This is a genomic window from Halovenus anhuiensis, from assembly GCF_037080055.1.
GTDB lineage: Archaea > Halobacteriota > Halobacteria > Halobacteriales > Haloarculaceae > Halovenus.
The window spans coordinates 13,948-40,046 of sequence record NZ_JBAOJI010000013.1 but is presented as its reverse complement, the minus strand read 5'-3'; the positions used below and the strand labels follow the sequence as shown (position 1 = coordinate 40,046).

32 protein-coding genes are annotated in these 26,099 nt (G+C 62.8%); 16 read left to right on the top strand and 16 right to left on the bottom strand.

The annotated features are described in order from the left end of the window. The coding region (locus V8P86_RS18140; RefSeq protein ID WP_336328703.1) for a multicopper oxidase domain-containing protein at positions 1-554 on the bottom strand (554 nt) is incomplete at its 3' end. 224 nt (positions 555-778) lie between these two features. On the opposite strand from V8P86_RS18140, the gene V8P86_RS18135 reads away from it, so the two are divergent. Beyond that, a complete protein-coding gene (locus tag V8P86_RS18135; protein WP_336328702.1) occupies positions 779-1,597 on the top strand; it encodes a DUF8054 domain-containing protein in 819 nt (272 codons plus the stop codon). A gap of 2 nt (positions 1,598-1,599) precedes the next feature. Here V8P86_RS18135 and V8P86_RS18130 read toward each other — a convergent pair whose 3' ends face one another. Together V8P86_RS18130 and V8P86_RS18125 are read right to left on the bottom strand one after the other, a co-directional pair. Next, a complete protein-coding gene (locus V8P86_RS18130; RefSeq protein WP_336328701.1) occupies positions 1,600-2,127 on the bottom strand; it encodes a GNAT family N-acetyltransferase in 528 nt (175 codons plus the stop codon). Between the two features lie 40 nt (positions 2,128-2,167). After that, entirely contained in the window at positions 2,168-2,338 is a 171-nt protein-coding gene (locus tag V8P86_RS18125) for a DUF7331 family protein (RefSeq protein ID WP_336328700.1), read from the bottom strand. A 161-nt stretch (positions 2,339-2,499) separates the two neighbouring features. On the opposite strand from V8P86_RS18125, the gene V8P86_RS18120 reads away from it, so the two are divergent. Beyond that, positions 2,500-3,495 carry an ornithine cyclodeaminase family protein gene (locus V8P86_RS18120; RefSeq protein ID WP_336328699.1) on the top strand — a complete coding sequence of 332 codons (996 nt, stop codon included), beginning with the start codon at positions 2,500-2,502 and terminating at the stop codon, positions 3,493-3,495. On the opposite strand, the gene V8P86_RS18115 is transcribed toward V8P86_RS18120, so the two are convergent. Next, positions 3,496-4,644: a presenilin family intramembrane aspartyl protease PSH gene (locus tag V8P86_RS18115; RefSeq protein ID WP_336328698.1), complete on the bottom strand. Its 1,149-nt coding sequence runs from the start codon at positions 4,642-4,644 to the stop codon at positions 3,496-3,498. A 192-nt stretch (positions 4,645-4,836) separates the two neighbouring features. On the opposite strand from V8P86_RS18115, the gene fer reads away from it, so the two are divergent. Together fer and V8P86_RS18105 are read left to right on the top strand one after the other, a co-directional pair. Then, positions 4,837-5,226 (top strand): ferredoxin Fer, encoded by a 390-nt coding sequence (gene fer / locus V8P86_RS18110; protein WP_336328697.1) that lies wholly within the window; start codon positions 4,837-4,839, stop codon positions 5,224-5,226. A 147-nt stretch (positions 5,227-5,373) separates the two neighbouring features. Further along, complete coding sequence (locus V8P86_RS18105) at positions 5,374-5,604, top strand: DUF7860 family protein (protein WP_336328696.1); 231 nt, start codon at positions 5,374-5,376, stop codon at positions 5,602-5,604. A 27-nt stretch (positions 5,605-5,631) separates the two neighbouring features. Here the strand turns inward: V8P86_RS18105 and hemB are convergent, their stop codons facing one another. Then, positions 5,632-6,612: a porphobilinogen synthase gene (gene hemB / locus V8P86_RS18100; RefSeq protein WP_336328695.1), complete on the bottom strand. Its 981-nt coding sequence runs from the start codon at positions 6,610-6,612 to the stop codon at positions 5,632-5,634. A 79-nt stretch (positions 6,613-6,691) separates the two neighbouring features. Between hemB and V8P86_RS18095 the strand changes: the two genes are divergently transcribed. Beyond that, entirely contained in the window at positions 6,692-7,270 is a 579-nt protein-coding gene (locus V8P86_RS18095) for a hypothetical protein (RefSeq protein WP_336328694.1), read from the top strand. Here the strand turns inward: V8P86_RS18095 and V8P86_RS18090 are convergent, their stop codons facing one another. Next, complete coding sequence (locus V8P86_RS18090) at positions 7,271-7,813, bottom strand: metal-dependent hydrolase (RefSeq protein ID WP_336328693.1); 543 nt, start codon at positions 7,811-7,813, stop codon at positions 7,271-7,273. It lies immediately after the preceding gene. 48 nt (positions 7,814-7,861) lie between these two features. Next, positions 7,862-9,034, bottom strand: a complete 1,173-nt coding sequence (locus tag V8P86_RS18085; protein ID WP_336328692.1) for an MFS transporter — start codon at positions 9,032-9,034, stop codon at positions 7,862-7,864. 92 nt (positions 9,035-9,126) lie between these two features. Here V8P86_RS18085 and V8P86_RS18080 point away from each other — a divergent pair, with 92 nt between their 5' ends. After that, complete coding sequence (locus tag V8P86_RS18080; RefSeq protein ID WP_336328691.1) at positions 9,127-9,276, top strand: 50S ribosomal protein L40e; 150 nt, start codon at positions 9,127-9,129, stop codon at positions 9,274-9,276. A gap of 258 nt (positions 9,277-9,534) precedes the next feature. Here V8P86_RS18080 and V8P86_RS18075 read toward each other — a convergent pair whose 3' ends face one another. Together V8P86_RS18075 and V8P86_RS18070 are read right to left on the bottom strand one after the other, a co-directional pair. After that, positions 9,535-9,705: a hypothetical protein gene (locus V8P86_RS18075; RefSeq protein WP_336328690.1), complete on the bottom strand. Its 171-nt coding sequence runs from the start codon at positions 9,703-9,705 to the stop codon at positions 9,535-9,537. A 195-nt stretch (positions 9,706-9,900) separates the two neighbouring features. Next, positions 9,901-10,509 (bottom strand): MBL fold metallo-hydrolase, encoded by a 609-nt coding sequence (locus tag V8P86_RS18070; protein ID WP_336328689.1) that lies wholly within the window; start codon positions 10,507-10,509, stop codon positions 9,901-9,903. Positions 10,510-10,615: 106 nt separating this feature from the next. On the opposite strand from V8P86_RS18070, the gene V8P86_RS18065 reads away from it, so the two are divergent. From V8P86_RS18065 to V8P86_RS18055, 3 genes are read left to right on the top strand one after another with little or no spacing between them, the layout of a single operon-like run. Next, the gene (locus V8P86_RS18065; protein WP_336328688.1) at positions 10,616-10,792 is read left to right on the top strand and encodes a DUF5786 family protein; all 177 of its coding nucleotides are present in this window, start codon (positions 10,616-10,618) and stop codon (positions 10,790-10,792) included. Further along, positions 10,789-11,340 carry an endonuclease dU gene (locus V8P86_RS18060; protein WP_336328687.1) on the top strand — a complete coding sequence of 184 codons (552 nt, stop codon included), beginning with the start codon at positions 10,789-10,791 and terminating at the stop codon, positions 11,338-11,340. Before V8P86_RS18065 ends, V8P86_RS18060 begins: the two co-directional genes overlap by 4 nt. 55 nt (positions 11,341-11,395) lie before the next feature. After that, positions 11,396-13,246, top strand: a complete 1,851-nt coding sequence (locus V8P86_RS18055; RefSeq protein ID WP_336328686.1) for a PINc/VapC family ATPase — start codon at positions 11,396-11,398, stop codon at positions 13,244-13,246. Between the two features lie 42 nt (positions 13,247-13,288). On the opposite strand, the gene V8P86_RS18050 is transcribed toward V8P86_RS18055, so the two are convergent. Together V8P86_RS18050 and V8P86_RS18045 are read right to left on the bottom strand one after the other, a co-directional pair. Continuing rightward, the gene (locus V8P86_RS18050; RefSeq protein ID WP_336328685.1) at positions 13,289-13,558 is read right to left on the bottom strand and encodes an ArsR family transcriptional regulator; all 270 of its coding nucleotides are present in this window, start codon (positions 13,556-13,558) and stop codon (positions 13,289-13,291) included. A gap of 121 nt (positions 13,559-13,679) precedes the next feature. Next, entirely contained in the window at positions 13,680-14,147 is a 468-nt protein-coding gene (locus V8P86_RS18045) for a hypothetical protein (RefSeq protein ID WP_336328684.1), read from the bottom strand. Positions 14,148-14,236: 89 nt separating this feature from the next. Here V8P86_RS18045 and V8P86_RS18040 point away from each other — a divergent pair, with 89 nt between their 5' ends. Further along, positions 14,237-14,590: an EMC6-like membrane protein gene (locus V8P86_RS18040; protein ID WP_336328683.1), complete on the top strand. Its 354-nt coding sequence runs from the start codon at positions 14,237-14,239 to the stop codon at positions 14,588-14,590. Between the two features lie 3 nt (positions 14,591-14,593). Continuing rightward, positions 14,594-16,423, top strand: a complete 1,830-nt coding sequence (locus V8P86_RS18035; protein ID WP_336328682.1) for a ribosome biogenesis/translation initiation ATPase RLI — start codon at positions 14,594-14,596, stop codon at positions 16,421-16,423. Between the two features lie 840 nt (positions 16,424-17,263). On the opposite strand, the gene V8P86_RS18030 is transcribed toward V8P86_RS18035, so the two are convergent. The 3 genes from V8P86_RS18030 to V8P86_RS18020 all read right to left on the bottom strand — a co-directional run bounded on the left by V8P86_RS18030 (position 17,264) and on the right by V8P86_RS18020 (position 20,421). After that, the gene (locus V8P86_RS18030) at positions 17,264-19,237 is read right to left on the bottom strand and encodes an AMP-dependent synthetase/ligase (protein WP_336328681.1); all 1,974 of its coding nucleotides are present in this window, start codon (positions 19,235-19,237) and stop codon (positions 17,264-17,266) included. A gap of 247 nt (positions 19,238-19,484) precedes the next feature. Further along, the gene (locus tag V8P86_RS18025; RefSeq protein WP_336328680.1) at positions 19,485-19,706 is read right to left on the bottom strand and encodes a hypothetical protein; all 222 of its coding nucleotides are present in this window, start codon (positions 19,704-19,706) and stop codon (positions 19,485-19,487) included. Between the two features lie 193 nt (positions 19,707-19,899). Beyond that, positions 19,900-20,421 (bottom strand): archaemetzincin family Zn-dependent metalloprotease, encoded by a 522-nt coding sequence (locus V8P86_RS18020; RefSeq protein ID WP_336328679.1) that lies wholly within the window; start codon positions 20,419-20,421, stop codon positions 19,900-19,902. Positions 20,422-20,457: 36 nt separating this feature from the next. Between V8P86_RS18020 and V8P86_RS18015 the strand changes: the two genes are divergently transcribed. From V8P86_RS18015 to V8P86_RS17995, 5 genes are read left to right on the top strand one after another with little or no spacing between them, the layout of a single operon-like run. Beyond that, positions 20,458-20,856 (top strand): UPF0146 family protein, encoded by a 399-nt coding sequence (locus V8P86_RS18015; protein WP_336328678.1) that lies wholly within the window; start codon positions 20,458-20,460, stop codon positions 20,854-20,856. 54 nt (positions 20,857-20,910) lie between these two features. Next, on the top strand, positions 20,911-21,774 hold the full coding sequence (locus V8P86_RS18010) for a TIGR01548 family HAD-type hydrolase (RefSeq protein ID WP_336328677.1): 864 nt from the start codon (positions 20,911-20,913) through the stop codon (positions 21,772-21,774). A 37-nt stretch (positions 21,775-21,811) separates the two neighbouring features. After that, on the top strand, positions 21,812-23,656 hold the full coding sequence (locus V8P86_RS18005; protein WP_336328676.1) for a COG1361 family protein: 1,845 nt from the start codon (positions 21,812-21,814) through the stop codon (positions 23,654-23,656). Further along, positions 23,653-24,369: an ABC transporter ATP-binding protein gene (locus tag V8P86_RS18000; RefSeq protein WP_336328675.1), complete on the top strand. Its 717-nt coding sequence runs from the start codon at positions 23,653-23,655 to the stop codon at positions 24,367-24,369. Before V8P86_RS18005 ends, V8P86_RS18000 begins: the two co-directional genes overlap by 4 nt. After that, positions 24,353-25,555: an ABC transporter permease gene (locus V8P86_RS17995; protein ID WP_336328674.1), complete on the top strand. Its 1,203-nt coding sequence runs from the start codon at positions 24,353-24,355 to the stop codon at positions 25,553-25,555. The genes V8P86_RS18000 and V8P86_RS17995 overlap by 17 nt, the downstream gene beginning before the upstream one ends. A gap of 30 nt (positions 25,556-25,585) precedes the next feature. On the opposite strand, the gene V8P86_RS17990 is transcribed toward V8P86_RS17995, so the two are convergent. Both V8P86_RS17990 and V8P86_RS17985 read right to left on the bottom strand, forming a co-directional pair. Further along, the gene (locus V8P86_RS17990) at positions 25,586-25,720 is read right to left on the bottom strand and encodes a 30S ribosomal protein S27ae (protein ID WP_336328673.1); all 135 of its coding nucleotides are present in this window, start codon (positions 25,718-25,720) and stop codon (positions 25,586-25,588) included. Between the two features lies 1 nt (position 25,721). Then, a complete protein-coding gene (locus V8P86_RS17985; protein ID WP_336328672.1) occupies positions 25,722-26,036 on the bottom strand; it encodes a 30S ribosomal protein S24e in 315 nt (104 codons plus the stop codon). Positions 26,037-26,099 lie beyond the last annotated feature (63 nt).

Genomic DNA, 26,099 nt, shown 5'->3' with positions numbered 1-26,099 from the left:
CAGTGGTAGACGTGGACACCGGGGTACATCGCCTTGAACTCGAATGAGGCGGTTTCGCCGGGGTTGACCGTCGAAGCGCCAGCGCCGCCACCGGGACCGTAGACGGCGTGGAAGTCGATGTTGTGCGGCATCGAATTGCTCTCTTCGTTAGTCAGCGTGACTTGGACGGTGTCGCCCTGACGGACCCGAACCATCGGACCCGGAATGCGGCCGTCGAAGGTCATGTAGTCGAACGTGACGCCGGGTTCGATCTCGGCGGTTTCCTCCGTCGTCGTCATCTCCACCTCGTGATGGCGCGGTTCGTTCCAGTCGACCGGGTCTGGAAGGTCCGTCGGGTCTGCTGCGATTCGGTCGGTATCGACCGCCTTTGCTTGCCCGGGTCCGTCGTCGTCCGTCTGATTGTTGTTTGCTGGCATTGGCTCGTTGGTATCGGATCCGTCGTCAACGGAGGAGTCGAGACAGCCCGCGAGTGCGAGCGCGGCCCCGCCGCCGGCGACAGTCGTGAATGTTCGCCGCGTAGTGCTAGTGGACGTGGTGTCGTGTTCTGGGGACATTGCCGTTCACATCTATACGTAGTGACCGGATCCGCATGGAACTGGGCGGCAGATACCCGGGGAGGTTTATAAGCAAACCCCGATTTTCGACAGAACATCTTCGGGACGAATCCGGTTTGTCTTGTTTTCGTGTCTCTCTCCGGTGCTGAGAAGGGGTAAACTCCCGGAGCCCCTCCTCAGCATAACCAGATCTTTTTTCAGCGCAGTGGACACATCGACAGTCAATGACTGCCACAGGGGGACGCTTCGACTGGCTTCGCCAGCCCGAATACACCGGCGAGAATCGGTGTCTACCGTGTACCGTCGTGAATACGATTATCGCGACCGTTCTCGCGGGTGCAGTCGCAGCGGGGGGCAGGCTGCTCGCCGAACCGGTCGTGGGGGTTGCTGCAGGGACAGGCGTTCTCGCCGTCTCGCTCGGTGCGATCTATTTCCGCGGCTATCTCGTCCCCGGCACACCGGCGCTCACGAAGCAGTACTTGCCGCAGCGGGTGCTCGCGTGGTTCGGAAAAGCGCCCGATAACACGACCGTCGACACTGATCTCGATCCGGAGCGAGCGCTCGTCAACGCGGGCGCACTCGAACCGTGTGCGGATCGAGACGACCTCTGTCTCGCCGACGGCTTTCGGAGCGAGTGGTACGACGAAATCGACCGGCTGGAGTCGGCGAATGCCGGGCGAGAACGGCTGCTCGACGTGCTGGGGTTGACAGAAGGATCGGTCGATTTCGAGGACCACGGCGACGCCTTCCGGGGGCGGGTCAACGGCAGCGTCGTGGGTCGCTGGGAGTCCGAAGCCGCCTTTCTCGCGGATGTCGCCGCCGCCGAGGAACTCGACGAGCGGATCGCAAACTGGGGAGAACTGTCGGTCCGGGAGCGAAGTCAGCTGCTGAGTGGCCTGCGGATCTTCATCGATTCCTGTCCCGCCTGCGGCGGCCGACCAGAGTTCGGCACGGACACCGTCGAGTCCTGCTGTAGTACGCACGAGGTCGCAGCAGTCTCCTGTGATGGCTGTGGCGCTCGACTGTTCGAGTCGCGGGTCTGAGTCTAGGCCGGCACATCGACGAGATCCGGCGGGTCACCCTCCTCGTGGCGATCACAGACCGCCTCGTGTTCCGCCGGGAGATCACGCTCTCGGAACGTCTCGAAGCCGGAGCGATACCGCTGAGCATCGCGGCTCCCCGGACGGTAGACCATTCGAAGTTCGGCGATGCCAGCCTGCTCGCCCGTGTAGACGAATCCTGCCCGGTAGCAGGCCTCGTAGGCCATCGGATTGTTGACTGCAATCTCGACAGTCTCGTACTCTTCAGAGAGTTCCGCGGCGGTAAACCGGAGCAACCGGGGACCGATCCCTTCGCCGCGGCGGTCCTCTCGGACGGTCACGTACCGGAGATGGGCGGTCTCCGGGTCAGTGTTGTCTTCGTTGAAGGCGACAGCGCCGACGAGAGTGCCGCCCTCGCGAGCGACGGTCTTGCCAGTGCTCGACATGACAAATTTGCCGGCGTAGGCGAACTCCTCGTGGTCCAGTCGAAGCGTCGGGCCGTCGGCTTCGCTCCCGAGAGAGTGAAACTCCATACAGAAAGGATGGTCGCCGGTTACTTGAACGGGCCCGTCCTCAGCGGATGTCTTCAGCAGCGACGGCTACTGTCGACTGGATCCAGGCTTGGTGATTCTCTCGGTCGTAGACCACATACTCTTCGTCACCGATATTCAACTCGGCGTACCGTTCTTGTTCGCCCTGGTCGACAGTCGCTTCGTCCGTTTCGTCGGTTGCGTTAGTGCTCATAGCTAGTCGGACGGGCCGCTGTGCCCTTCTATGTGATAGTTACACATATCGCTATTAAAGTGCTTCTTCCCCATTATCAAGACGAAAAATACCGCCGCAAAATCGAGGGAAGTCGGTGAGGGAGACGCGGCTTTTTGTATGGGCTCGCCGAATAGATAGCCATGGCAGACGTCCGATTCCTACACAGCGAGGAGGTTGCAGCGTTGGCAGACCCGGCAGAGTACGTCGACGTGGTTCGTGAGGGGTATCGACAGCGCGGCGAAGGGGCGCAGGCCGAACCGCGAACACGACTGAACAACGCCGATCCGCCGGGCTTTCTGACGGGGTACTTCGCGGTTCTCCCGGAGACGGGCGCGATGGGTGGGTACAACTACGCTGCCGGCTTCGGCCAGCAGGACGCCCAGTTCGTCCTCCCGCTGTTCGAGTACCCCAGCGGCGAACTGCTCTCGATTATCGACGGCGCGAGCATGAACCCCTGGAAGACCGGCGCGGCGGGCGCAATCGGTATCGACGAACTCGCCCGCGAGGACGCGGCAGAACTGGGGATCATCGGCAGCGGAACACAGGCCCGTGGCCAGTTGCACGGGGCCGCCGCAGTCCGGGATCTCGATCACGTTTCAGTCTTTTCGCCGACCGAATCGAACCGCGAGGCCTTCGCCGCGGATATGGACGACGAGCTGGACGTGACCGTCGAACCGGTCGACTCGACGGAGGCGGCAGTCAGCGACATGGACATCGTCATCACGGCGACGACATCGCCCGAGCCAGTCTTCGACGGTGAGGTTCTCTCGGCGGGCACGCACGTCACGGCGATGGGCAGCTATCACCCGACGAACCACGAGGTCGATCCGACGACGGTCGCCCGGGCGAAGTACGTCCCCGACCTTCGCGGCCGCATCGATCAGGACGCCGGGGCCTACCGGACCGCGCTCTCCGAGGGCGCAATCGAGGAGGGCCACATCCACGCAGAACTGGGTGAGGTCGTCGCCGACAAAGCGCCAGGCCGCGAATCCGACGACGAGATCACGCTGTTCGACAGCGGCGGCACGGCGGTCGAGACCGTCGCCGCGGCAAAACTGCTCTACGACCGAGCGGTCGAGAATGGCGTCGGCGAAGAAATCGAGATGTCCTCTGCAAGTGAAGCGTTCCCCGGATAATCAGAGGAAGCTATCGAGACCGAGCGCTTCGACGAGCGTGAGCCCGCTGAGCAGCGCACCGATCAGGTAGCCGGCAATTGTCCCGCCGTTGAGCAGCGGGAGGCCCGCGTGGGCTCGGCCCTGGTGGACGAGCCAGAGCAAGACGGTTAGGCCAACGAGAGTTCCGACCATCGCGGTCACGGCCGGCAGTGTCGCGCTGATCCCGAGTACCGAGAGCGTCGGTCCCGTCTCGATGAAGAAGGCGGCGCTGGCGACCAGCACGGAGGGGATGACCGCGTCGCCCAGTCCGATAAAGAGGGCGTCGCGCTTGCCGCCGGAGATAGCGTCTTTCACGTCGTCGTCGAGTCTGTCGAGTTCGTCGTCGCCGAGGTCGGCCTCTGCGAGCAGGTCGTCGTCGATGTCGCTGACGCGGTCGGGGCCGAGATCGTTGAGCGTGGCAGCGTCGATATCCTCGGGATCCGTCGGGAGATCGGTTTCGTCGGCAGCGGCGTCGAGATCTTCCGCAGAGTCGTCCGCGATGGTCTCGGGTGTCGACTCGTCCAGAAAAGAGTACGAGCGATACAGCGGGACGACGAAGACGACCGGGACGCGCATCTCCATCATCCCCGAGGCCAGCGTGAGCATGTGTTCGGTGCCGTAGACACTGATCGCGTCGTAGACAGCGAGGGCAGTCAACAGAACGAGCGCGGGGAGGATGCCGAAGTTGATGCCGAACAGTCCCGCCGCGCCGATGCCCATAATAACCCCCGCAGCGTCGATGACGTACCACTCGGGGTAGAGATACAGTGCCGCGCCGAGACCGAGCGCGACGACCAGCGCAACAGCATCCGCGATGAAGACGCCGCCGACCGAGCCGAGCGCGGGAACGAGTGCATCGAAGACGAAGAAGGTGACGTAGACGCCAGCGAAGATGATGACCAGCCGGAGGACGTTCTGGCCGCCGTATTTGATGACACCGAGCATCGCGACCGTCGCGACGAGAATGCCAGCGATGTAGGCGATGCTGATCCCCGGATTGGTCGTGTCCTGGCTCCCCTGCAGGCCGCCTTCGAGAAACGGCTCGACGAGCGCGAGCGCGCCGAGTTGGATCACGAGGAACATTCCGAGAATCGCGCCGCTTGCGAGAATCTGACGCTGACGATGGTCCATACCCCTGCCTCGGCTGTCCGCTGTTTGAGGATTTCGAAACTGGCGAGACCGAAGCGAGCGAACGGACAGATTCCAGGCTGTTTTGCCCACTAATACGGCTGATTTCGCTCATTTTCCGAGAATGTAATGATTTACCGGGTACATTCCGCACAACAGCAAAGTCTAACCGGGTGGACCCAAAATAGTGAAATGATGCCAACAGTAGAATACCTCAACTACGAAGTTGTCGACGACAACGACTGGGACATTTACGACGATTCCGTGTTCGAGAAAGCAGCAGACGCCGGCCTCGATGACGAGGATTACGGTGAACTCGAAGTCAACGAAGGGGAATACATTCTGGAAGCAGCCGAGGCACAGGGGTACGACTGGCCGTTCTCGTGCCGCGCGGGGGCCTGTGCGAACTGCGCAGCCATCGTCGTCAACGGCGAGATCAACATGGACATGCAGCAAATCCTCTCCGACGAGGAAGTCGAGGACAAAAACGTCCGACTGACCTGCATCGGATCCGCCGAAACCGACGAGGTTCAGATCGTCTACAACGCAAAACACCTCGACTACCTGCAGAACCGCGTCATATAAACCGCCTGTCCTGACGGACACGGCTTTTTGTGATCGATAGCGCCCGTTTTTCCGCAAGCAGCGACCGCACCCGCGAGAGTGTTACCTGTCCGAGCGCCCCGGCCGGGGAGCAAAACGGTTAATTCGACGGGCGAGTGTCCCTCGAATATGGCACATACCAGAAGTATCGATTACGGCCGCTGGGCCAAGACTGGATTTCTCCTGGGACTTGGCCTCCTCGCGCTCGGCGCCGGCGGCGAAATCTTCGGCCGGATGCTCTTCGGGACGCTTCCGGCGTGGGAAAATACCATGTTCACCTACATGGAAGGGATCGGCCTCACGATCGGCTTTTTCTCGCCGTGGATTTTCGGGGTCGCGTTGCCGTTGGCCGACGGCTAGGCCGAGAACGGTAACTGTGCACCGCGTTCACAACCGACGTGCGATATCCTCGGCGAAGTAGGTCAGAATGAGATCCGCACCGGCGCGTTTGATCGACAACAGCGACTCGTAAGCCGTCTCCTCCAGATCCAGCCAGCCCTTCTCGGCGGCGGCGTGTAACATCGCGTACTCCCCAGAGACGTTGTAGGCGGCGACGGGATGATCGTACTCACGGCGCACGTCGGCGATGATATCCAGATACGGCAGCGCCGGCTTGATCATCAGCACGTCTGCGCCCTGTTCGACATCCAGCGCGACTTCGGTTCGCGCTTCGCGAGCGTTGGCGGGGTCCATCTGGTAGTGCCGCCGGTCGCCGAAGGCGGGTGCGCCGTCGGCAGCGTCGCGGAACGGCCCGTAGAAGGCCGACTCGTATTTTGCGGCGTAACTCATGATCGGGACGTGCTCGAAGCCCTCTTCGTCGAGCGCACCGCGGATGGCACCGACCATACCGTCGATCATCCCCGACGGCGCGACCATGTCCGCACCCGCCTGCGCGTGCGAGACAGCGATCCGTTCGAGCAACTCCAGCGTCTCGTCGTTTTTGACCGTCACCGTCGGCTCCTCTTCGGCGTGCGATTCGAGCACGCCACAGTGGCCGTGGTCGGTGTACTCGCAGAGACAGACGTCGGTGATGACGTAGGCGTCCGTCTCGGCGGTGATCCGGCGGGTGGCCTCCTGAACGATGCCGTCTTCGGCCCACGCACGAGTGCCCCGGTCGTCTTTCGAGTCGGGGATGCCGAAGAGGATGATCGCTTCGACGCCAGTCTCTCGGATCTCCTCGACGCGGGCAACGGCCTCGTCGACCGGGACGCGTTCGTGGCCCGGCATCGACTCGATAGGCTGGCGGCGCTCCGTCGTCGCGTCGACGAACACCGGCGCGATGAGGTCGCTCGCGGCGAGATCAGTCTCGCGGACGAGCGGGCGGACGCCGTCTGTTCGCAGGCGTCGCGGTCGCTGTGTCAGGTTCATACTCTCCCTTACTCTGGAATCCCCAAAGCCGTGTCGTTCGCCCCGAGTCTTAAGTACGAAGACGGGACCACGCCGTGTTATGAGTCGATCCGAGCACTCGGCCGGAACGGGCAGACAGCAAGGCCAGCGGAGCAGCCAACAGGGACAGCCCGGACAGCAGAGCGCACCCCGTCGCGGACAGCAGCCACAGACAGGCCAACACAGTGCAACGACCGGCGACCACGGCCGACAGCGGCGTCAGCCGCCCGCCGAACACGCGAGCAGAGGGTCGTCCGTTCCCATCGGCTTCCGACTCGTCTCGCTGGCCTTCGCCGGCATGGGGCTGGCGCTCGTCTTCGGCGGACTCGTGGTGGTCCAGGGAGCGAACGCGATGTCGGCGTACGCGGGTCCGATCGGTTCCTCACTCACGGTCGTCGGCCTCGTTCTGGCTGGCTTCGGCGTCGGGAACCTCGCCGCGGGTTACGGCACGTGGACGTTCACGTCGTGGGGTCGACGGCTCGGGTTGTACATCGCCGTCGGGGCGGCACTGGGTAGCGCCTCCATGCTACTGATGGGCGGCCCCGCCGGCCCAGTCGGCCTGCTGGTCCACGGGACAGTGGCGTGGTATCTGTACACCAACGATCAACAGTACAGCCGGCTTCGGCAGATGGGGGCGTGATCAGGCAGGGGAGAGCCGACCGATCACCGGGCCAAGGCCCGGGTAGCCGTCCGCCCGCCAGACGTACAGCGCGAGCGCGAGGAAGCAAAACTCCGAGAGGAAATACGGCTGGCCGAGCGAGTCCCGAAAGAGGCCGAGAATCGTCGGGGCACCCTCACCGGAGACGCCGCCGGGGGAGAGCAGCGGCCAGAACAGTGCCTCCCATGGAGTCTCCGTGTTCCAGAGAATCGGGAACGCGTCGAGCAGCGTATGCGAGAGAGTCCCAACAGCGAAGGCGACGCCGTACTCCTCGACGTTTCGCTGGCGGGCGAATTCGTAGACGACCAGCGAGAGCGGAACGAGCACGAAAAGCGAGTGGGCGAGCGTCCGGCCACCGGGGAGGACGCCGAGATACCACGCCAACGGTTTGTCGATCAGATCGGGCACCTGCGAGGCGAAGCCGACAGCCACCGTCGCGCCGTGACCGGGTGGGCCATCGAACCGCGAACGTGTCGAGAGTGCATACAGGAGGTAGGCTACCGACGCGTGTCCAATCGGCCACATATCTCTCCCTGATCAAGCGGTACATAAATACAGTCCGATCCCGACGGATCAGCGACCGCCAGCAGGAAGCAGGTTGCGCTGGTCGAGAACCGCGAGCAGACAGACGAGTCCGAGGAGTGCAACGGCGAGAATCCGGAAGGTTCGATTGTACTCCGCACCACGGCTGATGAAAGTCCCGACGGTCCCCGAGCCGAGCGCCTGCACGAGCATCATCGACGCCGAGTACAGTGCGTACGCGCTGGCGCGGTGCCGGTCGGGGAGCGAATCGAGCATGTAGGTGTCGAGGGCTGGAAACAACGAGTGGATGATGTAGCCGATCAGGAGGCTCATCGCGGCGAGTGCGGCCAGTCCGTCGACGAGCGTGAGCGCGATGACACTGAGCGCAAAGCTCCCGATAATAGCGAGAATGAGCGGGATGTACGGGACTCGGTCGGCGAGCCAGCCAGTCACGAAGAAGGCCGGGACGCCAGCACCGAACATCGCCGACAGCAGCAGGCGACCAGTTGCCGGGTCGATTCCCTTGACGACGGCGAGATAGTCGCCGTAGAGGTTGAACAGGGCGTTCCAGAGGAAGCCAGCCGCGCCGATGAAGGCGATCCCGGTGAGGATGAGCCGCCACTGCGCGCGGCCAGCCGTCAGCACGCTCCGGTCGTCGGCCCCAGCGTCGGGGAGATTAGTCTTGCGGGCGGCCCAGACGAGAGCGGTCGTTCCGAGAGCAGCCACTACTGCGATCAGGACGAAGGTCGTCTGCCACGAGCCGACGAGCAGAATGGCGCTCAGCGCGAGCGGGGCGGCGACAGCCGCAACTTGACTGGCCATGCCGTGGATGCCGAGTGCAGTGCCGACACTGTCGGGGAACAGTTCGCTCACCAGCGGATTCGCGGCGATGAAGTAACTGCCGCTGGACAGCCCCATCAGGAACGCACCGACGGTGAGGTGGGCGACCGAGTCGGCCAGCGCGGTCAGTCCGGCCGTGAGGACGAGCGTCGAGCCGGTGACGGCGATAACGTGGTGGCGCTCAAAGCGAGTCAAGAGGAGCCCGGTCGGAAGCCGCGGAGCGGCACTGCCGAGCCACGCGGCACTGGTGACGATTCCCAGCGAGGCCGCCGAGACGCCGAAGTCGGCGGCGGCTGGCTGCAACAGCGGGGCGAAGATCACCCGGGCGAGGTTGACCAGAAAGACCAGCACACAGAGCGATCCGAACAGTTCGCGGCGGGACACGCCTGCAACTGCGGCGGCCGGGCGGTTGAACGATACGAATTCGAGCGAGCACGAGAAGAAACGGTTAACAGGACCGAGCACGGAGCGTCGGTATGGCCAGTTTCGACAAAGCAGAAGACCGGATCTTCACGAAACAGATCTGTATGCGGTGTAACGCCCGGAATCCACAGCGAACCGACTCCTGTCGCAAATGCGGCTACGGAAATCTGCGACCGAAAGCCCGCGAAACCCGCAGCACCTGAGCAGTCCGTCTTTTGTCTCCGTCCGCCGCCGAGTTTACCGACAGCATCGCCGTAGCTGAAGCGCCACCTCGCCCTCCCGCAGAACACTCAAAACCATTCGTTCCCAACAAGTGCCATCCAACACCAAATTTATATGCGTACAACAGCTAATTTGGAGTGCATGCCACCCGAACCCCTCCGGTTGGCGTCCGCCTGTACATCCGATCCGATCTTCCCCCTCGGCGGATCGGCAACCCACGCGGGCGCTGATCGGGGGATTCAGGCAACGGCAGTGATCGACCGGTCGGCCGCTCCCCCCGTGGCCGGTCGGCACGCCGGACGCTCGGAGCCGTCACACCGATCCACCCATCCCTCATCCAGTCCCGTTGGCGGCAACGGCTCCGTTCGTCCGATGATGCTGTCGATCGCCTGGACTGGGTGGCCGTGCACTCACCCGGATCGACCCGCACGGTCGCCAGCCGGCGCGTGTTCCCCCCACCCGCGCCGCTGGCCGACAGTGCCGGCATCCTCTTTCCCCACCCACCATTCCCTCTTTCCCAAAAACCAGTGAGAAAATCGTCGGCGTGAACGCCTTCCCCCGGGCGTTCCCGCGATGTTCTGTTCTCTAGACCGAGCAAGCGACGGCTACTCGTCGGGATATTTCGGCTCGCGGCGTTCGGCCCGTTCGAGCGAGCGCTCGACGACCGACCGAACGTCGCCGGTGTAGACGTCGCCGTGACCCGAGTACATCGCGCTGAGATCGCTCATCCGGTCGAGGAGTTCGCGGATGCTCTCGATGAGACGCTCGCGGGACATCCCCGGATAGTCGGTACGGCCGAAACTGCCGTCGTCGAAGGCACCGTCGTTGTAGACAACTACGTCTCCAGAGAACAGCGAGTCCTCGCCGACGAAAGAGACGTGGTCGTCGCCGTGACCGGGCGTGTGGACCACCTCGCACTCCTCGTCACCGACGGTAATGGTGTCACCGTCGGCGAGTTCGTGGGTCCGGAGGGAGTGATCTGCGAAGGCGTAGCAGTCGACATCGAACGCCGAGCAGACGGTATCGAGTTCCGCGACGTGGTCGGAGTGCTGGTGGGTAACGAGGACACGCTCCAGTGTGTCGGTATGCTCGCGAATCACGTCGACGACGCCGTCCATCGCGCCCGCATCCACGAGTGTTGGCTCGTCGCCGAGTGCCAGATACGCGTTGCTCGTAAAGACCTCAGCGTCGGCTGTGACGTTGATAACGTCCATACCCGAAATCGGGCGGCTGGCTGTAAGAAACTATCCCGGCCAGTCCTGACGGTGTATTGACAGCCTCCGAGCAATTTTTTACTGTCAAACGGTTAGCGTAAGCTGTATGGGGTTCGGGAGTTACGACGAATCCGAACAGGAGAATCAGGATTACGACACAGATTTTGAGGACGATGGAGTCTCCACTGGGGAGACTGACCACGACGGTGATGTCGAGTTCGAGTTCACGGCCTCGAACGACGAACTGCTGGACCGCCTCGAAGAGATCAAAGAAGAGACGTGAAATCGGGCATTCGCGCCCTCGGAATCGCAGAATCGTACCGCGGTGACTCGAGCACCCTCGCTGGTGTCGTCTGCCGTGCCAGTCGGGTCATCGACGGGTTCGTTTTTGGGTCGTGTACAGTCGGTGGCACAGACGCGACAGCGGCGATTGTCGACCTCTGGGACCGACTCGACCGAGAAGACGTGCGCTACGTGCTGATCGCGGGTATCGCACCCGCGTGGTACAATATCGTCGACCTCTCAGCCGTCCACGACGCCGTCGACCGCCCAGTTCTCTCTGTTTCCTTCGAGGAAAGCGAGGGGCTAGAGCCATCAATTAGGGAGGAGTTCGACAGTGAGGCCGCCGAGAGACGGCTGGAGACCTACCGCACACTTCCGGAGCGCGACCAGGTTACAGTCGATGGCAAGGAGTTGTACGCTCGGTCCGTTGGACTCGAAGCAGCGCCCGCCGAGGTAGTCAGGGGGTTCACGCCGGAGGGTGGGCGGCCGGAGCCGCTTCGCGTCGCCAGATTGGCCGCACGGGCGGCCGATCAGCACGACCGGGCGTGAGGAGGGCAACGCGTCGGACCGCGTGACATTTAAGAACGACAGCCCAATTACGGGTATGGAAATCGTCCCGGACACGAGTGTTATCATCGACGGCCGGGTCTCCGAGCGCGTCGATGCCGGCGAATTCGCCGACGCAACCGTTGCGATCCCCGAGGCGGTCGTCGGTGAACTCGAATCGCAGGCAAACGACGGCAGAGAGACCGGTTGGGAGGGACTCGAAGAGTTACAGCGACTGATCGACCTCGACGAGGCCGGCGAAATCGTCGTCGAGTACGTCGGCCGCCGGCCCGACTCGACGGAGAAACGCGACGCCGACGAAGGCGATATCGACGCGATCATCCGCGACATCGCCGAAGAGCGCGGCGCGACGCTGGTCACCAGCGACGCCGTCCAGGCGGAGGTCGCGCGGGCGACCGGCGTCTCGGTGACGGAACTCGACCCCGAAACCAGATCGTTCGAGGAACTCGACATCGAGCGGTACTTCGACGAGGGGACGATGAGCGTCCACCTCAAGGTCGGCGTCGAACCGATGGCTAAACGCGGCTCGATCGGCGAGATGGCCTACGAGACCGTCGAGGATCGCGTGCTCACCGAGGACGACCTCAGAGAGTTTGCGGCCGACATCGAGGAGGCGACCCACGCCAGCCCCGACGGCTTCGTCGAACTCTCCGAACCCGGCATGACCATCGTCCAGTTCCGGGACTTCCGGATCGCCATCGCCCGGCCACCGTTCAGCGACGGGTTAGAGATCACGGCGGTGCGACCAATCGTCAAGACGGAGCTCGACGAGTACGAGTACGCCGACGAACTGAAAGATCGACTGCTCGAACACCAGCGCGGTGTCCTGATTTCGGGTGCGCCGGGCGCGGGGAAATCCACCTTCGCGCAGGCGGTCGGTGAGTTCCTCAGCGACTCGGATTTCGCGGTGAAGACGATGGAGAAACCTCGCGACCTCCAGGTGGGTCCGGAGATCACCCAGTACACCGCGCTGGACGGCCAGATGGCCAAAACCGCGGACTCACTGCTGATGGTCCGGCCGGATTACACCATCTACGACGAGGTCCGAAAGACCGAGGACTTCGAGGTGTTCTCGGACATGCGGCTGGCCGGCGTCGGGATGATCGGCGTCGTTCACGCGACACGGGCTATCGACGCCCTCCAGCGGTTGATCGGTCGAGTCGAACTCGGCCTGATCCCGCAGGTCGTCGATACAGTCGTGTACATCGAGGCCGGGAAAGTCGAGAAAGTTTACGACGTGTCGACGACGGTCAAGGTGCCCGAAGGCTTGATGGAGGAGGATCTGGCCCGGCCGGTCATCATGATCAAAGACTTCGAGACCGACCAGCCCGAGTACGAGATCTACACGTTCAACCGGCAGGTCGTCACCGTGCCGATCGGCGAAGAGGAGGCAAGCGACTCCGGCGTCGATCAGATCGCCAAACAGGAGATCGAACGGGAGATCCGCTCGATCGCACACGGTCACGTCGAGGTGGATCTGCGCGGGGGCAACACTGCAGTCGTCTGGGTCGAGGAACACGACATCTCCTCGGTCATCGGCAAGGGCGGCGGCCGGATCTCGGAGATCGAAGACCGCCTCGGCATCGATATCGACGTACGGACCTTCGAGGAACAGCCAGATGCGGCCGGATCTGGCGGGTCAGGCGGCGAGATGGGTCCCGGTGGCAGCGGTATGACTGTCCGGCCGGAGGTGACGAGTCGACACGTCATGATCCCGCTCGAGGGTCACGCTGGCGAGACAGTCGAAGTGCAGGCCGACGGGGAGTATCTGTTTACCGCGACAGTCTCCCGGGGCGGCGAGATTCAGGTCTCTCGGGGGAGCGCAATCGCCGAGGAACTGGAGCAGGCAATCGATCACGGAAAGACGATCACGGTCGTTCCGTCCTGACCGGGTTGTGACTACTCACCGGAGAAAACAGAGAGGCGAGGGTCAGTCGGAGACGGCGGCTTCGGTTTCGGCTTCGGCTTCTTCGTCGGTGATCTCGTAGAGATTCTGTCGGGCGTCGGCGAAGTAGACATCCTCTTCGATGACACCGATCGTGTCGAGTCGTTCGAGCGCGTAGCGGACGGTTCGGGCAGAGAGCATCGATTCCTGAACGATCCCTTTCTGGGTGAGCGGGCCGTTGTACTCGAGCACCTTGTAGACGAGCTTCGCACTCGGAGGTAGATCCGCGATCCCCTCCTCGTCGGATTCTGTCATCGGGTCAGTGTAAGGTACGCCGGCTGTATAAAGATTGAGGGATCAACCCGAAATCGGCGGATTATCCACCGTCTCGGGACACGCTCACAGCTTCGCCGAAGCCCGCGCTGGCGCGTGCAGGCTACGAATCGCCCGACGGACCGGACTCGTCGGGCGAGTGCTCCCCCTCAGAATCCGTCATGTCAGTCTCCGCCGAGATGACCGCTTCTTTCGGGAAGATGAAATACCCGATTGCGATGGCGACGGCGGCGAGGCCGAGATACCAAAAGCCGAGCTGGAGATGGTCGTGAACCAGCCCCGTAACGGCGATGACGACGCCAGCCCCGAGCAGGTAGAGCCCGTACAGCAGTAGTGCGGTCCCGGCCGCACCCGCGGGCGTAGCGACCTCAGAATCGGGGTTGAGCAGCGTATCGTGAGCGGCCCACACGATCAACAGTGCCGTCCCGACTCCGTTTGCCGTAATCGAGCGGAGTACGTCGACGCCGCGGATCAGATCGGCGACGAAGAGGACGATAGAGCCGAAAAAGACGGCAAGTCCAGCGAGAAACAGCCACGGCGAACTGCCGTCCCAGTCGTCAGTCTCGGCCATGGGATGGAGGGAGAACCCCCGCGCGAATAAAAGATACCATCCGAGCAGGGAACGAACGGCTTTTTACTCCGGGTCGCGCAACTGTTAATATGGCGACGGAGACGGGCGAGAGCACGACCGAGTCTGATATCGAGACGGGATCAGACGACGGTCTGAGCCCGTACGTACGCAGTGTCACTGTCACAACTTGTTCGACACTCGCCGGTGTCGTAGCCGCTATCCTCTCGCTGATGGAGGCCAGCGGTCCGGAAGATCCGACAGGTGCGGTCTTTCTGTTCGCGGCGATTGTCATCCAGTTCCCGCTGTACAAGGCAATCGGAATCGACACGAGCGATTTCGGCGGGAAGGATTACGCGTACATCTTTTTCATGACGTTTGTCCTCTGGTTCATCTCCTGGGGGATCCTGCTGACCGCCGGCACCGAGTTGCCGTCACTACTGTAAATCATGGCCGAAGATAGTATCGCAGTCGTCGACCTGGAGAAGTGTCAACCGGATAGATGCAACTACGAGTGTGCGAACTTCTGTCCGCCGAACCGCACGGGCGAGGAGTGTATCATCACTCGTGGCGAGCGCTACGAAGAAGACGAGGTCTATCAGGGAACCGACGATCAGATCTGGATCTCAGAGGAACTCTGTCTCGGTGAATCCTGTGGGATCTGCGTCGAGAAGTGTCCCTTCGACGCGATCCAGATTCTGAACCTGCCGCAAGAACTTGAGGACGAGCCGATTCACCGCTACGGCGAGAACTCCTTCGCGCTGTACGGTCTGCCCGCGCCCGAGGAGGGTCGCGTCACCGGGATTCTCGGCCCGAACGGAATCGGGAAGACGACGGCAGTCCGGATTCTCGCCGACGAACTCGCACCGAATCTCGGCGAGGTCGGCGACGAACCCGACTGGGCCGAAGTACTCGAGGAGTACCGCGGCACCGCCCTGCAGGAGTATCTCGAAGCGATGCGGGAAGGCGACGTGACCGTGGCGCGCAAGCCCCAGTACGTCGACCAGATCCCCGATCAGTTCGACGGTCCGACCAGCGCGTTGCTCGAACAGACTGACGAGCGCGGCGTGCTGGACGACCTGCTCGACCGCCTCGGCATCCGACCAGTGATCGATCAGCACATCGATACCCTCTCCGGCGGGGAACTCCAGCGAGTCGCGCTGGCGGCGACGCTGGCCCGTGACGCGGACTTCTACTTCCTCGACGAGATTACGCCCTATCTGGACATCAGCCAGCGGATGACCGCGGCGCGACTCGTTCGCGAGTTGGCCGAGGAGGAAGATCGGTCGATGCTCGTCGTCGAGCACGACCTCGCAATTCTGGATCTGATCGCGGACGCGATCCACGTCGCGTACGGGCAAGCCGGAGCCTTCGGGATCATTACGCCGCCGAAGTCGGTCAAAAACGGTATCAACGAGTATCTCTCGGGCTATCTCGAAAACGAGAACATGCGGATCCGCCAGACCGAAATCGAATTCGAGGAACACGCCCCCCGCTCGAACACCACGGGACAGTCCCTCGTCGAGTATCCCGCACTGGAGAAGAGCTACGGCGAGGGCGAGTTCTCGCTGTCGGTCGAAGGTGGCACCATCCACGAGGGCGAAGTGCTCGGCGTCGTCGGCCCGAACGGAATCGGAAAGTCGACGTTCGCACAGATGCTCGCGGGGCGACTCGAACCCGACGACGGCGAGGTCGACTCCCGACTCGATATCGCGTACAAGCCGCAGTATATCGAGATCGATCAGCCGATGCGGGTCGACGCCTTCCTCTCGACGATCACCGACGACTTCGGGAGTTCGTTCTGGAAGACCGAGATCGCTCAGCCCCTCCAGTTGGAGGCGATTATGGAGCAGAACCTCACCGACCTCTCCGGCGGTGAGCGCCAGCGCGTGGCCATCGCGGCCTGTCTCTCGGAGGACGCCGATCTGTACCTGCTCGACGAGCCATCGGCGCATCTGGACGTGGAACAGCGCGTGCTCGCCACCTCGGCGATCCGCCGCTACGCCGAGAACAACGACGCGACGGCGATGGTCATCGACCACGATATCTACATGATCGATCTGCTCTCGGATCGCCTGCTCGTCTTCGAGGGCGAGCCTGCCGAGCACGGTGTAGCCGCCGGGCCACAGGGGATGCGCGAGGGGATGAACGACTTCCTCTCGAATCTGGACATTACTTTCCGGCGGGACGAGCGGACCTCCCGGCCGCGGATCAACAAGCCCGGCAGTCAGCTCGATCGCGAGCAGAAGAACGCTGGGGAGTATTATTACGCGCCATAGTGAGGACGAGCGTAGCGAGTCCTCATAGATGCGAGCGGTGACGATAGGAACCGCGAGTAGGGAGACGTGAGCGGAGCGAACGTCTCCGAAACGCGAGCGGCGAAGCCGCGAGCCTAGCGAGATCCAAACGTCAGTGAGGATCTCGGAAATGCGAACGGGGAGCGGAGCGATCCATGAGTAGAGAGGTTCGAGCGAAGGGGACCTCGAAAGTGAACCGGGAGGACGGTCGAAGGGTCTTATATGAACGAATAATAGCCGACAGTTGCTGGGATCTCCGTGCAAGATACAGAGGGTGAGTTCAGCAGTCGGTTTGTGTCCGCAAACAGAGACTGTACTCGGGGATTTATCGGCACTCGTACAGAGTGTGGTTGTATGGAAACTGCCACAAGAGACGTAATCACAAAGAACCGTCCCACGTCAGGGGTCGTTCTGCTTGGTTTGATATTGTTGGTCAGTGGGATTTTGATTCAAGATCCGTTTGGAGTGAATCTGATTGTCACTGGATTAGGAGTCGCGCTACTCATTTCTGGCATTTCATACACTGCAACGAAGGGCGAGGGATGGGTTGCTCTCACCAATGCTTTCGTCTCACTGATCGGTGCACAGTTACTCGCATTCGATGGGATACTCCGGTGGCTCGGCGGAATCGCAATGCTGATTGTGGTCATGTCTGTTCTATATAGTCGATTGTAGCGACGGTCTGGTCTCTGAACGACTCGTCGTAAATGATTGATCGAGGTGGAGGTCATCAGACGGGATGCTAAATAGGCGCCCTGTACTCAACACGCGCGCTGAAACGCATCACCGAATGAGGATTCAGCAAAGCGCAAACAGAATCATTCAGTCCGCCGCCATCGCCCCAGTCTGTTCTTCCTCCTCGCTGTAGATGTCCGCAAGTTCCTCCTCGTAGGCGTCGCGGATGTTCCGTCGTTTCTTCTTCATCGACGGCGTGAGCAGGTCGTTGTCCGCGGTCCACTCCTCGGAGACAAGTCGGAACTCCTTGATCTGTTCGTGTGTCGCGAGATCGGTGTTCACCCGATCTACTTCTTCGGCGATCCACTCGCGGACGCGCTCGTCGTCGACCACCGCGTGCGGGTCCTCGGGGAGATCGATCTCCTCGTCGGCTGCCCACGAACGCAATGCCTCGAAGTTTGGAACGATGATCGCGGCGACGAACTTCCGGTCGTCGCCGACGACGACGATCTGATCGACCCGCGGCGAAGTCGAGAAGTCGTCTTCGATGGGTTCTGGCGCGACGTTCTTACCGGTGTCGAGCACCAGCAGATTCTTCCGGCGGTCGACAAAGCGGAGGTAGTCGTCGGCCTCGCGGGCAACGATATCACCGGTACGGAACCACTCGCCGTCGAAAGCACGGTCCGTCTGTTGCGGTTTCTCCCAGTAGCCCTCGAAGACGTTCGGGCCCTTGACGAGCAGTTCGCCGACCTCGCCGGGAGTCTCCTCGCGGGTGCGCTCGTCGACAATTTCGGAGTCCAGATCGATGTCGACCTCACACAGCGGCGGGCCCATCGTGCCGACGTGGATGTCCTCCGGCGGATTGAAGGAGACGCCGGGGGCCGTCTCCGTCAGTCCGTAGCCTTCGATGATCGTCACGCCCATCGCCCGGTAGAGGCGGGCGAGTTCCTCCGAGAGCGACCCGCCACCGGAGATGAACATCTCGATGTTGCCGCCCAGCGCCTCCCGAACTGAGGAGAAGACGAGTCGGTCGGCGACGGCGAGTTTCGCCTCCAGAATCAGGCCTGGGTCGTCGGCGCGGTCGTACTGTTGTGCCGTCTCGACGGCCCACTCGAAGATGCGTTTTTTCGCATCAGATTCGCTGGCTTGCTCGCGGATGCCGTTGTAGATGCGCTCGTAGACCCGCGGCACGGCGGCGGCGAACTCCGGTTCGAGCGTCTCGATGTCGTCGCCGATGGTGTCCGTGCTTTCGGCGTAGCCGATGGTCACTCCCGACGCGAAGTTCTGGAAGTGATTCGAGCGCTCGAAGGCGTGTGCCAGCGGCAGGAACGCAATGGATCGCTTGCCGGGTTCGAGTTTCGGCATCTCCGCGGGCTTGTCGGAGCGAGGGCCGATCCGGCGGCGGACCTGATTCAGACAACTGCGCCAGTTCTCGTGGGTCAGTTTCACACCTTTCGGATCGCCGGTCGTCCCGGAAGTGTAGACCAGACTCGCCAGATCGGTCCACTCCTGCTGGTCGATCCACTGCTCGATGGTTTCCTCGTCGTATGCTTCGCCCGCTTCGTGAACCTCCCCCAGCGTGTACAGTTCGGCGTCGAGATCCCACTCTTCGGTCTGGTCGTCCAGCAACACGACGAATTCTACGTCTGTCTCGCCCTCTACTTCCGCCAGCGTCGAGAGCAGATCCTCGTTCTCGACGACGACTCCCGTCGCGCCGGGATCGGTCAGCAGGTACCGGACCTGTTCCGGCGAGGATTCCGTGTAGACGGTGGTCACGACCGCCCCCGCAGTCAGCAGGCCGAGGTCAGCCTGCGCCCACTCCATGCGGGTATCGGCGTATATCGCCACCCGGTCTCCCTCGTCGACGCCGAGTTCTCGGAATCCCCCGGCGAGATTGCGGACGATGTCGGCGACGGCGGGAAAGGACAGTTCCGCATACTCCCCTGCGGGCGCGGCCTCGACAACCCCCTCCGAGACGAGCGCGCGGTCGTAGACCCCGCCTTTGTACAGTTGACACGGAATCCCGGCGTAGCGGTCCGCGGCGTCGAAAAACATCCGCGGAATCGTACTCTCCCCGAGAACCTCGTCGTCGTACTCACGCTCTGCCTGTAACCAGTCCATGAATATGTGTCACACATAGACATGACTTGAAACTAGCTGACCGTTCAGCGGAAAATAGTGACGAGACTATTCTCACACGGGGGAGAAACGAGAGAACGGAACGGGGAGGGTGGGTAAAGCGGCGACTACTGGTCGAAAACGACGACGCCGCCCGAACGGACGGCGAAAATGTCCCGAATCCGTCGGCAGCAGGGCGGCGACGGGCCGACGGGAGTAACGTGGAGGGCGGTCAGGTACCCGTCATGCCTTAGCCAGAGGTATCGCCGGGGTCACCGGCATCCGCTTCGGCGCCCTCGATGGCGTCCGAGAGGCCGTCACGGACGGCCTCGTCGATCCGACTCTCACCGGGGAGTTCCCGGTCCATCGTATCGTCTTCCTGCTCTTCGGTCACTTCCTCGTCACCGGTGACGGAGACGAAAATGTCGCTCAGTTCTTCGGTCCGATCTGCGTTGGATTGTGATTTACTCATGCGCGTCTATACATATAGCATGGACTACTAAAGAGATTGTACCAAACTCGTTTGGTACCATTGTCGGCAGCGAGCACCTATCAGATTAGGTTTGAATACGAATGACACACAACCATCCCGAGAGGTCATAATCTTCGGGTATAGCGACTCACTAGACAGAAATTCGAGGATTCAGTGGCGGGTGTGATACCACTCAGAGCGCGTTTCGCTGGCAGGAGCCACAGAGTGTTTCCTCTTTGACGTCGACCTCGCGGACGGTCGGCGAGAAGTTCATCACACAGCGTTTGTTGTCACAGTGTTCCAGCCCGAGGGTGTGACCGATTTCGTGGACGACCTCTTTGCGGACCCGGTCGGAGAAAATGTCGTCGGCCGAGCGGTTCGAGAAGCCACCGTCAGAAGACGTTCGGAGTCGATACGTCGAGATGACGCTGCCGCTGCCCCCGAGATAGGCGAGTCCGAACACGTAGTTTCGGCGGTGATAGAACAGATCTTTGGGGGTGATCGCGATGTTTTTCTCCCCGCTTCCGGTCCGTTTTGCCAGATCAATAAACTCCTCTGCGCGGTACTGCTCGCGCGAGGAATCGTACGCTCCAGATGGTACCGGTTCGGCGTCGTGAACGGTGACTTCGCAGTCGTAGACAGTCCGCAATCCCGTAGAGGCCTGACGTTTGACGACTGCATTGACGTCGCCGACCGGCACGATGTCGACATGCATGCACCTATATATTGGCCGCCCCCCAATAAAAATCCAGTGCGAACCGAGACCGTCGCGGCCATCGCTGATCGCCTCGCAGCGTACGACCGCGTCGTCGAGATTGGAATCGGCAACCGCTTGGCTGTCGCTCGCGAACTCGCGGCCCGCGGCGTCGCCGTCACGGCGACGGATATCGTCGACCAGGAGACCTCACCGTCGGTGCAGTTTGTCCGCGATGATGTGACAGCACCGACACTGTCGGTTTACGAGGAAGCGGACGCCCTGTTCGCGCAGAATCTTCCGCCGGAGTTGCACAAGCCAACGGCACGACTCGCGGCGCGCGTCGGCGCAGACTTTGTCTTCACGACGCTGGGCGGGGATCCGCCGCTGGTCGAAGTCTCTCGGGAGACAGTGCCGGGCGAAACGCTCTTTGTCGCAGACATCTCGGGCGAGTGAGACCCCCGACTCGTCCCGCAATCCCCTTGAGGGAGGAACCCATCAGGGAGGGTAATGAACGTCGGGGCAGTCGTCCTAGACATCGACGGCGTCCTCGTTGATGTCGAAAATTCGTATCGACGCGCGATCATCGAGACCATCGAACAGTGTTACGGCGAGACGGTCGACCGGTCGGATATCCAGCGGTTCAAAGACGCCGGTGGATTCAACAACGACTGGGAACTGACCGACGCTATCGCGCTGTTCGTCCTCGCAGACCGGGAGGGTGCAGAGCTGACGATGGAAGAATACACTGCCACCATCGCGGGCACGGGCGGCGGGCTCTCGGCGGCACAGGCCGCGATCGGCGAGTCACTGCCGCCGGCCGAGCGAGAGATGGTGCTCGCAAACTGGAACACCGACCGCCACCGTGAGGTGTTCCAGCGGTTGTATCTCGGCGACGATCTGTACCGCGAGATCGAGGGCGGTGAGCCGGACGGCGGCAACGAGGGATTCATCCACGACGAGCCAGTGCTCGTCGACTCCTCGACACTGTCGACGCTGACCGACCGGTACGAGGTCGGCGTCCTGACCGGCCGCCCCGCCGCCGAGGCCGAAATCGCACTGGATCGGGTGGGTCTCGATCTCCCCGACAAGCGGGTTTTCACGATGGACGACTGGGAGGGCGGCAAGCCCGACCCCGACGCGCTCGTCGACCTCGGCGAGCAGTTCGGCGTCGACAGCCTCGTCTTCGTCGGCGATACGCTCGACGATATCCGAACCGCGGAAAACGCCGACGAGGCCGACGGCCGCACGTACTACGGCATCGGCGTCCTGACTGGCGGACTGGACGGTGAGGACGGACGACAAAAGTTCGAGCAGGTGGGCGCAGATCGGGTGCTCGATTCGGTGACCGAACTCCCCGCATTACTGGAGTGACCGTCACATCTAACGGTCGGCAACCCTTCAAACGGGTATGGATTGGCGTGCGTTCGCCGCAGCTTGCAGCGTCGCTCTCGTACTCTTGGCCGGGACTGGTGGTGCGGTCCCGAACGCCCAACTGACGGTCTCTGACGTGACGGTCGCGCCGGAGGAACCGACCGCCGGCGAGCCGGTGACCATCACGCCGACGGTATCGAGTTCGGCCGGCAGCGACGAGCCTGTCGAAATCACTGAAGTCACCGCGACGGTCGACGGCGACGAGATCAGTGAGAAAGAAAACGTCGGGACGCTCTCACCGGGCGACAGCGTGGGTGTGCCTTTTACGACGACCTTCGACGAGCCCGGGACCTACACGGTCACTTTCGAGTTCACAGGCGTCGACGAGCAGGACGAGCGAGTGACGATCACCCGCGAGGAGACCGTCGTCGTCTCGGCGGTGCCCGCGGTCAGACTCACCGTCGACGACGTTGCTATCGAGCCAGAGACGCCGACCGCCGGCGCGCCGGTGACAGTGCCGATCACCGTCGCGAGTTCCGGCGGAAGTACACAGCCAGTCGAGGTCGACGCGGTGGAACTCCGGGACGGAAACGAAACGCTCGCCAGCGCGGAGGGTACCGGGTCGCTCTCGGCCGGCGAGTCGATCACCGTCCCGCTGACGACGACGTTCGACCGGCCGGGAGAGAAACGGCTCAGCGCGCGCCTGCGAGGATCGAACGCGAACGGCGAACCGGTGGTCGTGACCCGGCCGGTCCAGTTCGTCGTCGAGCCCGGCGCGCCGACGGTCGAAGTGAACAACCGCTCGGCGATTCAGGGCACAGCGTCGGGTATCTCGGTGACCGTCTCGAACCCGACGGAAGTGGCACTTCGGAATATCGTCGCGACGGTCGACGGCGGCGGTCTGGAGGGAGTCGTCGACCGTCAGGTGATCCCGACCCTCGCCGCCGGGGCGCAGGCGAACGTCGAGTTCACGGTGCGGCCGGAGACCGCCGGCGAAGCGTTGCTCCGGACGAATCTCTCGTATACGACGGCCGCCGGAACGTCGGCGACCCGGGAGCACTCGACGGTGCTTTCGGTACCCCCACTCGAAGAGGATGTCTCTGTCCGGGTCGAGACGGATACCGAGGACCAAGATCAGCAGAATCAGGATCTCGGCGTCGGAGTCGACGGGATTCTCGATGGAAACAACCAGCAGCAAGAGGACAACGGCCGGCCAGGTGATGTCGAAGTCGTCGTCAGCAACCTCGGGAACGCACCGATCCAGAACGTCGTGCTCGATCCCCGCGCCGGGAACCAGTCACTCGGTGCACGGCCCGTGGCCGACGAACTCGCGCCCGGCAGCGAACAGTCAGTGACAGTCTCGCTCGCGCGAACGCCCGCCGCAGAGGTCGTCTTCGATACCAGCTACGATATCGGCGTGAATAGCTCCACGGCGACGGCGACGTTCGATCCCGCGGGTAGTCGCGGCGCCGTGAGCGTCACGAGCGTGGATATCGAGAGCGGCGATGGGGAGGTCGAGATCACCGGTGATATCGGTAACCCCGGCGGGAGTCCCGTCTCTGGCGTCGTCGTCGCCGTCGAATCCGGCACCGGCGTCCAGCCAGTCTATCCGAACAGGGACTTCTTCGTCGGTGAAGTCGACGAGAACGCCTTCGCGCCCTTCGAGCTAACGGCAGCGGTCGAGGAGAACGCGTCGTCGATTCCGTTGGAGGTGACCTATCTCGTCGACGGTGATCGACGGACCAGACAGGTCGAACTGCCGATCGAGGAGCCAGTGACCGACCAGCCGAACAACAATCCGCCGGCGATACTCGTCGGCGGGGTCGTACTCGCGCTGTTGATGTTGTTCAGCGTGATCGTGATCTTCATCCGCCGCGAATGAGCGACACACACCAGGCCACGCCGACGATCGCAGACGAGCCTGCGATCAGTCTGGAGTCGGTCACCAAACGATACGTCGGCGCAGAGACGGTCACCGCGCTGGCCGATGTCGACCTGTCGGTCTACGGCGGCGAGTTTCTCGCCATCGTCGGCCCCAGCGGCAGCGGCAAGAGTACGATGCTGAACCTCTTGGGGCTGCTCGACGCACCCACAGAGGGAGTTGTCCGGCTCGACGGCCAGGACGTGACCGACCTCTCGGAGGCGGAGTTGACCGACGCCCGCCGGGAGTACATCGGCTTCGTCTTCCAGGATTTTCACCTGCTCCCGACGCTGACGGCCGTCGAGAACGTCACCCTGCCAACGGCGTTTACAGGCGGCCGGTACGCGGATCGGGCGGTCGATCTGCTCGGTCGCGTCGGCCTCGGCGACCGACTGGATCACACGCCAGACGAACTCTCCGGCGGCCAGAAACAGCGCGTGGCCATCGCGCGGGCACTGATCAACCAGCCGGACGTACTGCTGGCCGACGAGCCGACAGGCAACCTCGACCGCGATACGGGCATCAAGATTCTGGAGGAAGTGAAACGGATCTGTGACCGCGGCGTCGCCGTCGTCGCCGTGACCCACGACGAACTCGTGACCGAGTATGCCGACCGAACCGTCAGGCTCGTCGACGGCCGACTCGGGGAGGGTGACGATGGCTTCGCCACCTGATCCCGAACCCGGGTCGGCCGTCGACGGCGGCGCGACCGATCAGGCGGGAATGAACGGCGGAATATGGCGATTCCCTGCACTCGCGCTGGCCTGGCGAAATCTCAAGCGAAACCGCTTGCGCTCGGTGCTCGCCGCGCTCGGCATCGCTATCGGCGTCTTCGTGATCGTCGTTCTCGGTGTCTTCGGCACAGTGCTCCAACTCTCGGCGAGTCAGGAACTCGGCGGCATTGGCAATCAGGTGATCGTCTCGCCCTCCGAGGAGACCCAGGCCGACGCGCTGACGCCGCGGCAGGTCCAGGGCGTCGAACGCGCGGCGGTCGGTCGCGGGACGGCCGTACCGGTCTACGTCGAGAACGGGCTGGTCAGTGCCGGTGGGGGACAGACGCCGGCGCAGGTCTACGGCATCGACAATCCGGCGGCGCTGTTCGAGGCTCAGGAGAGAGCGTTGCCCGCCCAGCACCGTGGCGGTGCCTTCGTCGGACCGAGTGTCGCGAACTCGCTGGATCTGCAGGTCGGCGGCACCGTCGATGTCGACGGCCAGTCCTACCGCGTCGTCGGGGTGCTCGAATCGAGTGAGGATATCACGCCGATTCAGCCGAACAACGCTATCGTCCTGGCAGAGCGGGAGTTCACCGGCGGCTACGATCAGGCGGTGGTCGTCGCCGACTCGCCGAACGACGCGACGGCCGTCGCGACGGATATCCGCGAGCGGCTGAACGTCAGGACCGAGCAGGTCGATATCTTCGAGCTCTCGGAGTTGCTCGATACGATCTCGGAGTTTTTCACGCTGCTCAACCGCTTCCTGATCGCGCTGGGTAGCGTCTCGCTGCTCGTCGCGGGCGTGAGCATCCTCAACCTGATGCTCATGTCGACGGCAGAGCGCCGCGGCGAGATCGGACTGATGCGGGCGGTTGGAATTCACCGGGAGAGTGTGCTCCGGCTGCTGCTCGCCGAAGCCACGCTCTTGGGTGCGATTGGCGGGTTCACCGGCGCGGTGCTGTCGGGCATCGCGGCGTTGCTTCTGTGGGCAGTGACACCGGTCGGGCTGGACGTGGTGCTGGTCTGGCGCAACGGCGCCTATCTCTTCGCTGGGTTCGTCTTCGGGATCACTGTCGCGCTGGTCAGCGGCGCCTATCCGGCGTGGAAGGCGGCCGGCGAACGGCCGGTCGAAGCACTGCGTGGGTAGCGTAAACTCGCGAAGTCGCGCGAAAACCAGTTATTGCCACTCGGTGTAGCCGCACTTCCCGCAGTGAAGGCGGTCGCCGTGGTCTGCGAGGAACGAGTCCCCGCAGCGGGTGCACTGTTCGCGGTCGGTCGAGCCCTCCTCGTCGTAGAGTTCGTATCGGGGCATCTTATGCCTCCTCGGCCTCGGCGTCGGCCTCCTCGTCGGCGCCGATCTTGTTGCGGTCGAGCATGTGGTCCTGCTCGACGTCCTGTGCGTGTTCCGGCGACTCGTAGACCTTCGCGGAGCCGACGGTCTTTCGCATCCCGAACTTCGTGTCGAGTTTGCGGATGACGACTTCCGCGGAGTCTTTGTTCAGTTTGGCTGCGAGCGAGTCACGCACGGAGAGTCGCGAAGGGGTTGCTTCTTCGTGGACCATCTCGAAGGTCACGTCCGTTCTGTGCAGCATCGGATTTTCGTCTTCCTCGATGATATCGAGATCCATAGTCTTGCTATATATTCCCCCCGAACCGCGTAAAAGGATTTCGAAGCCGTGAACAGACGGAGG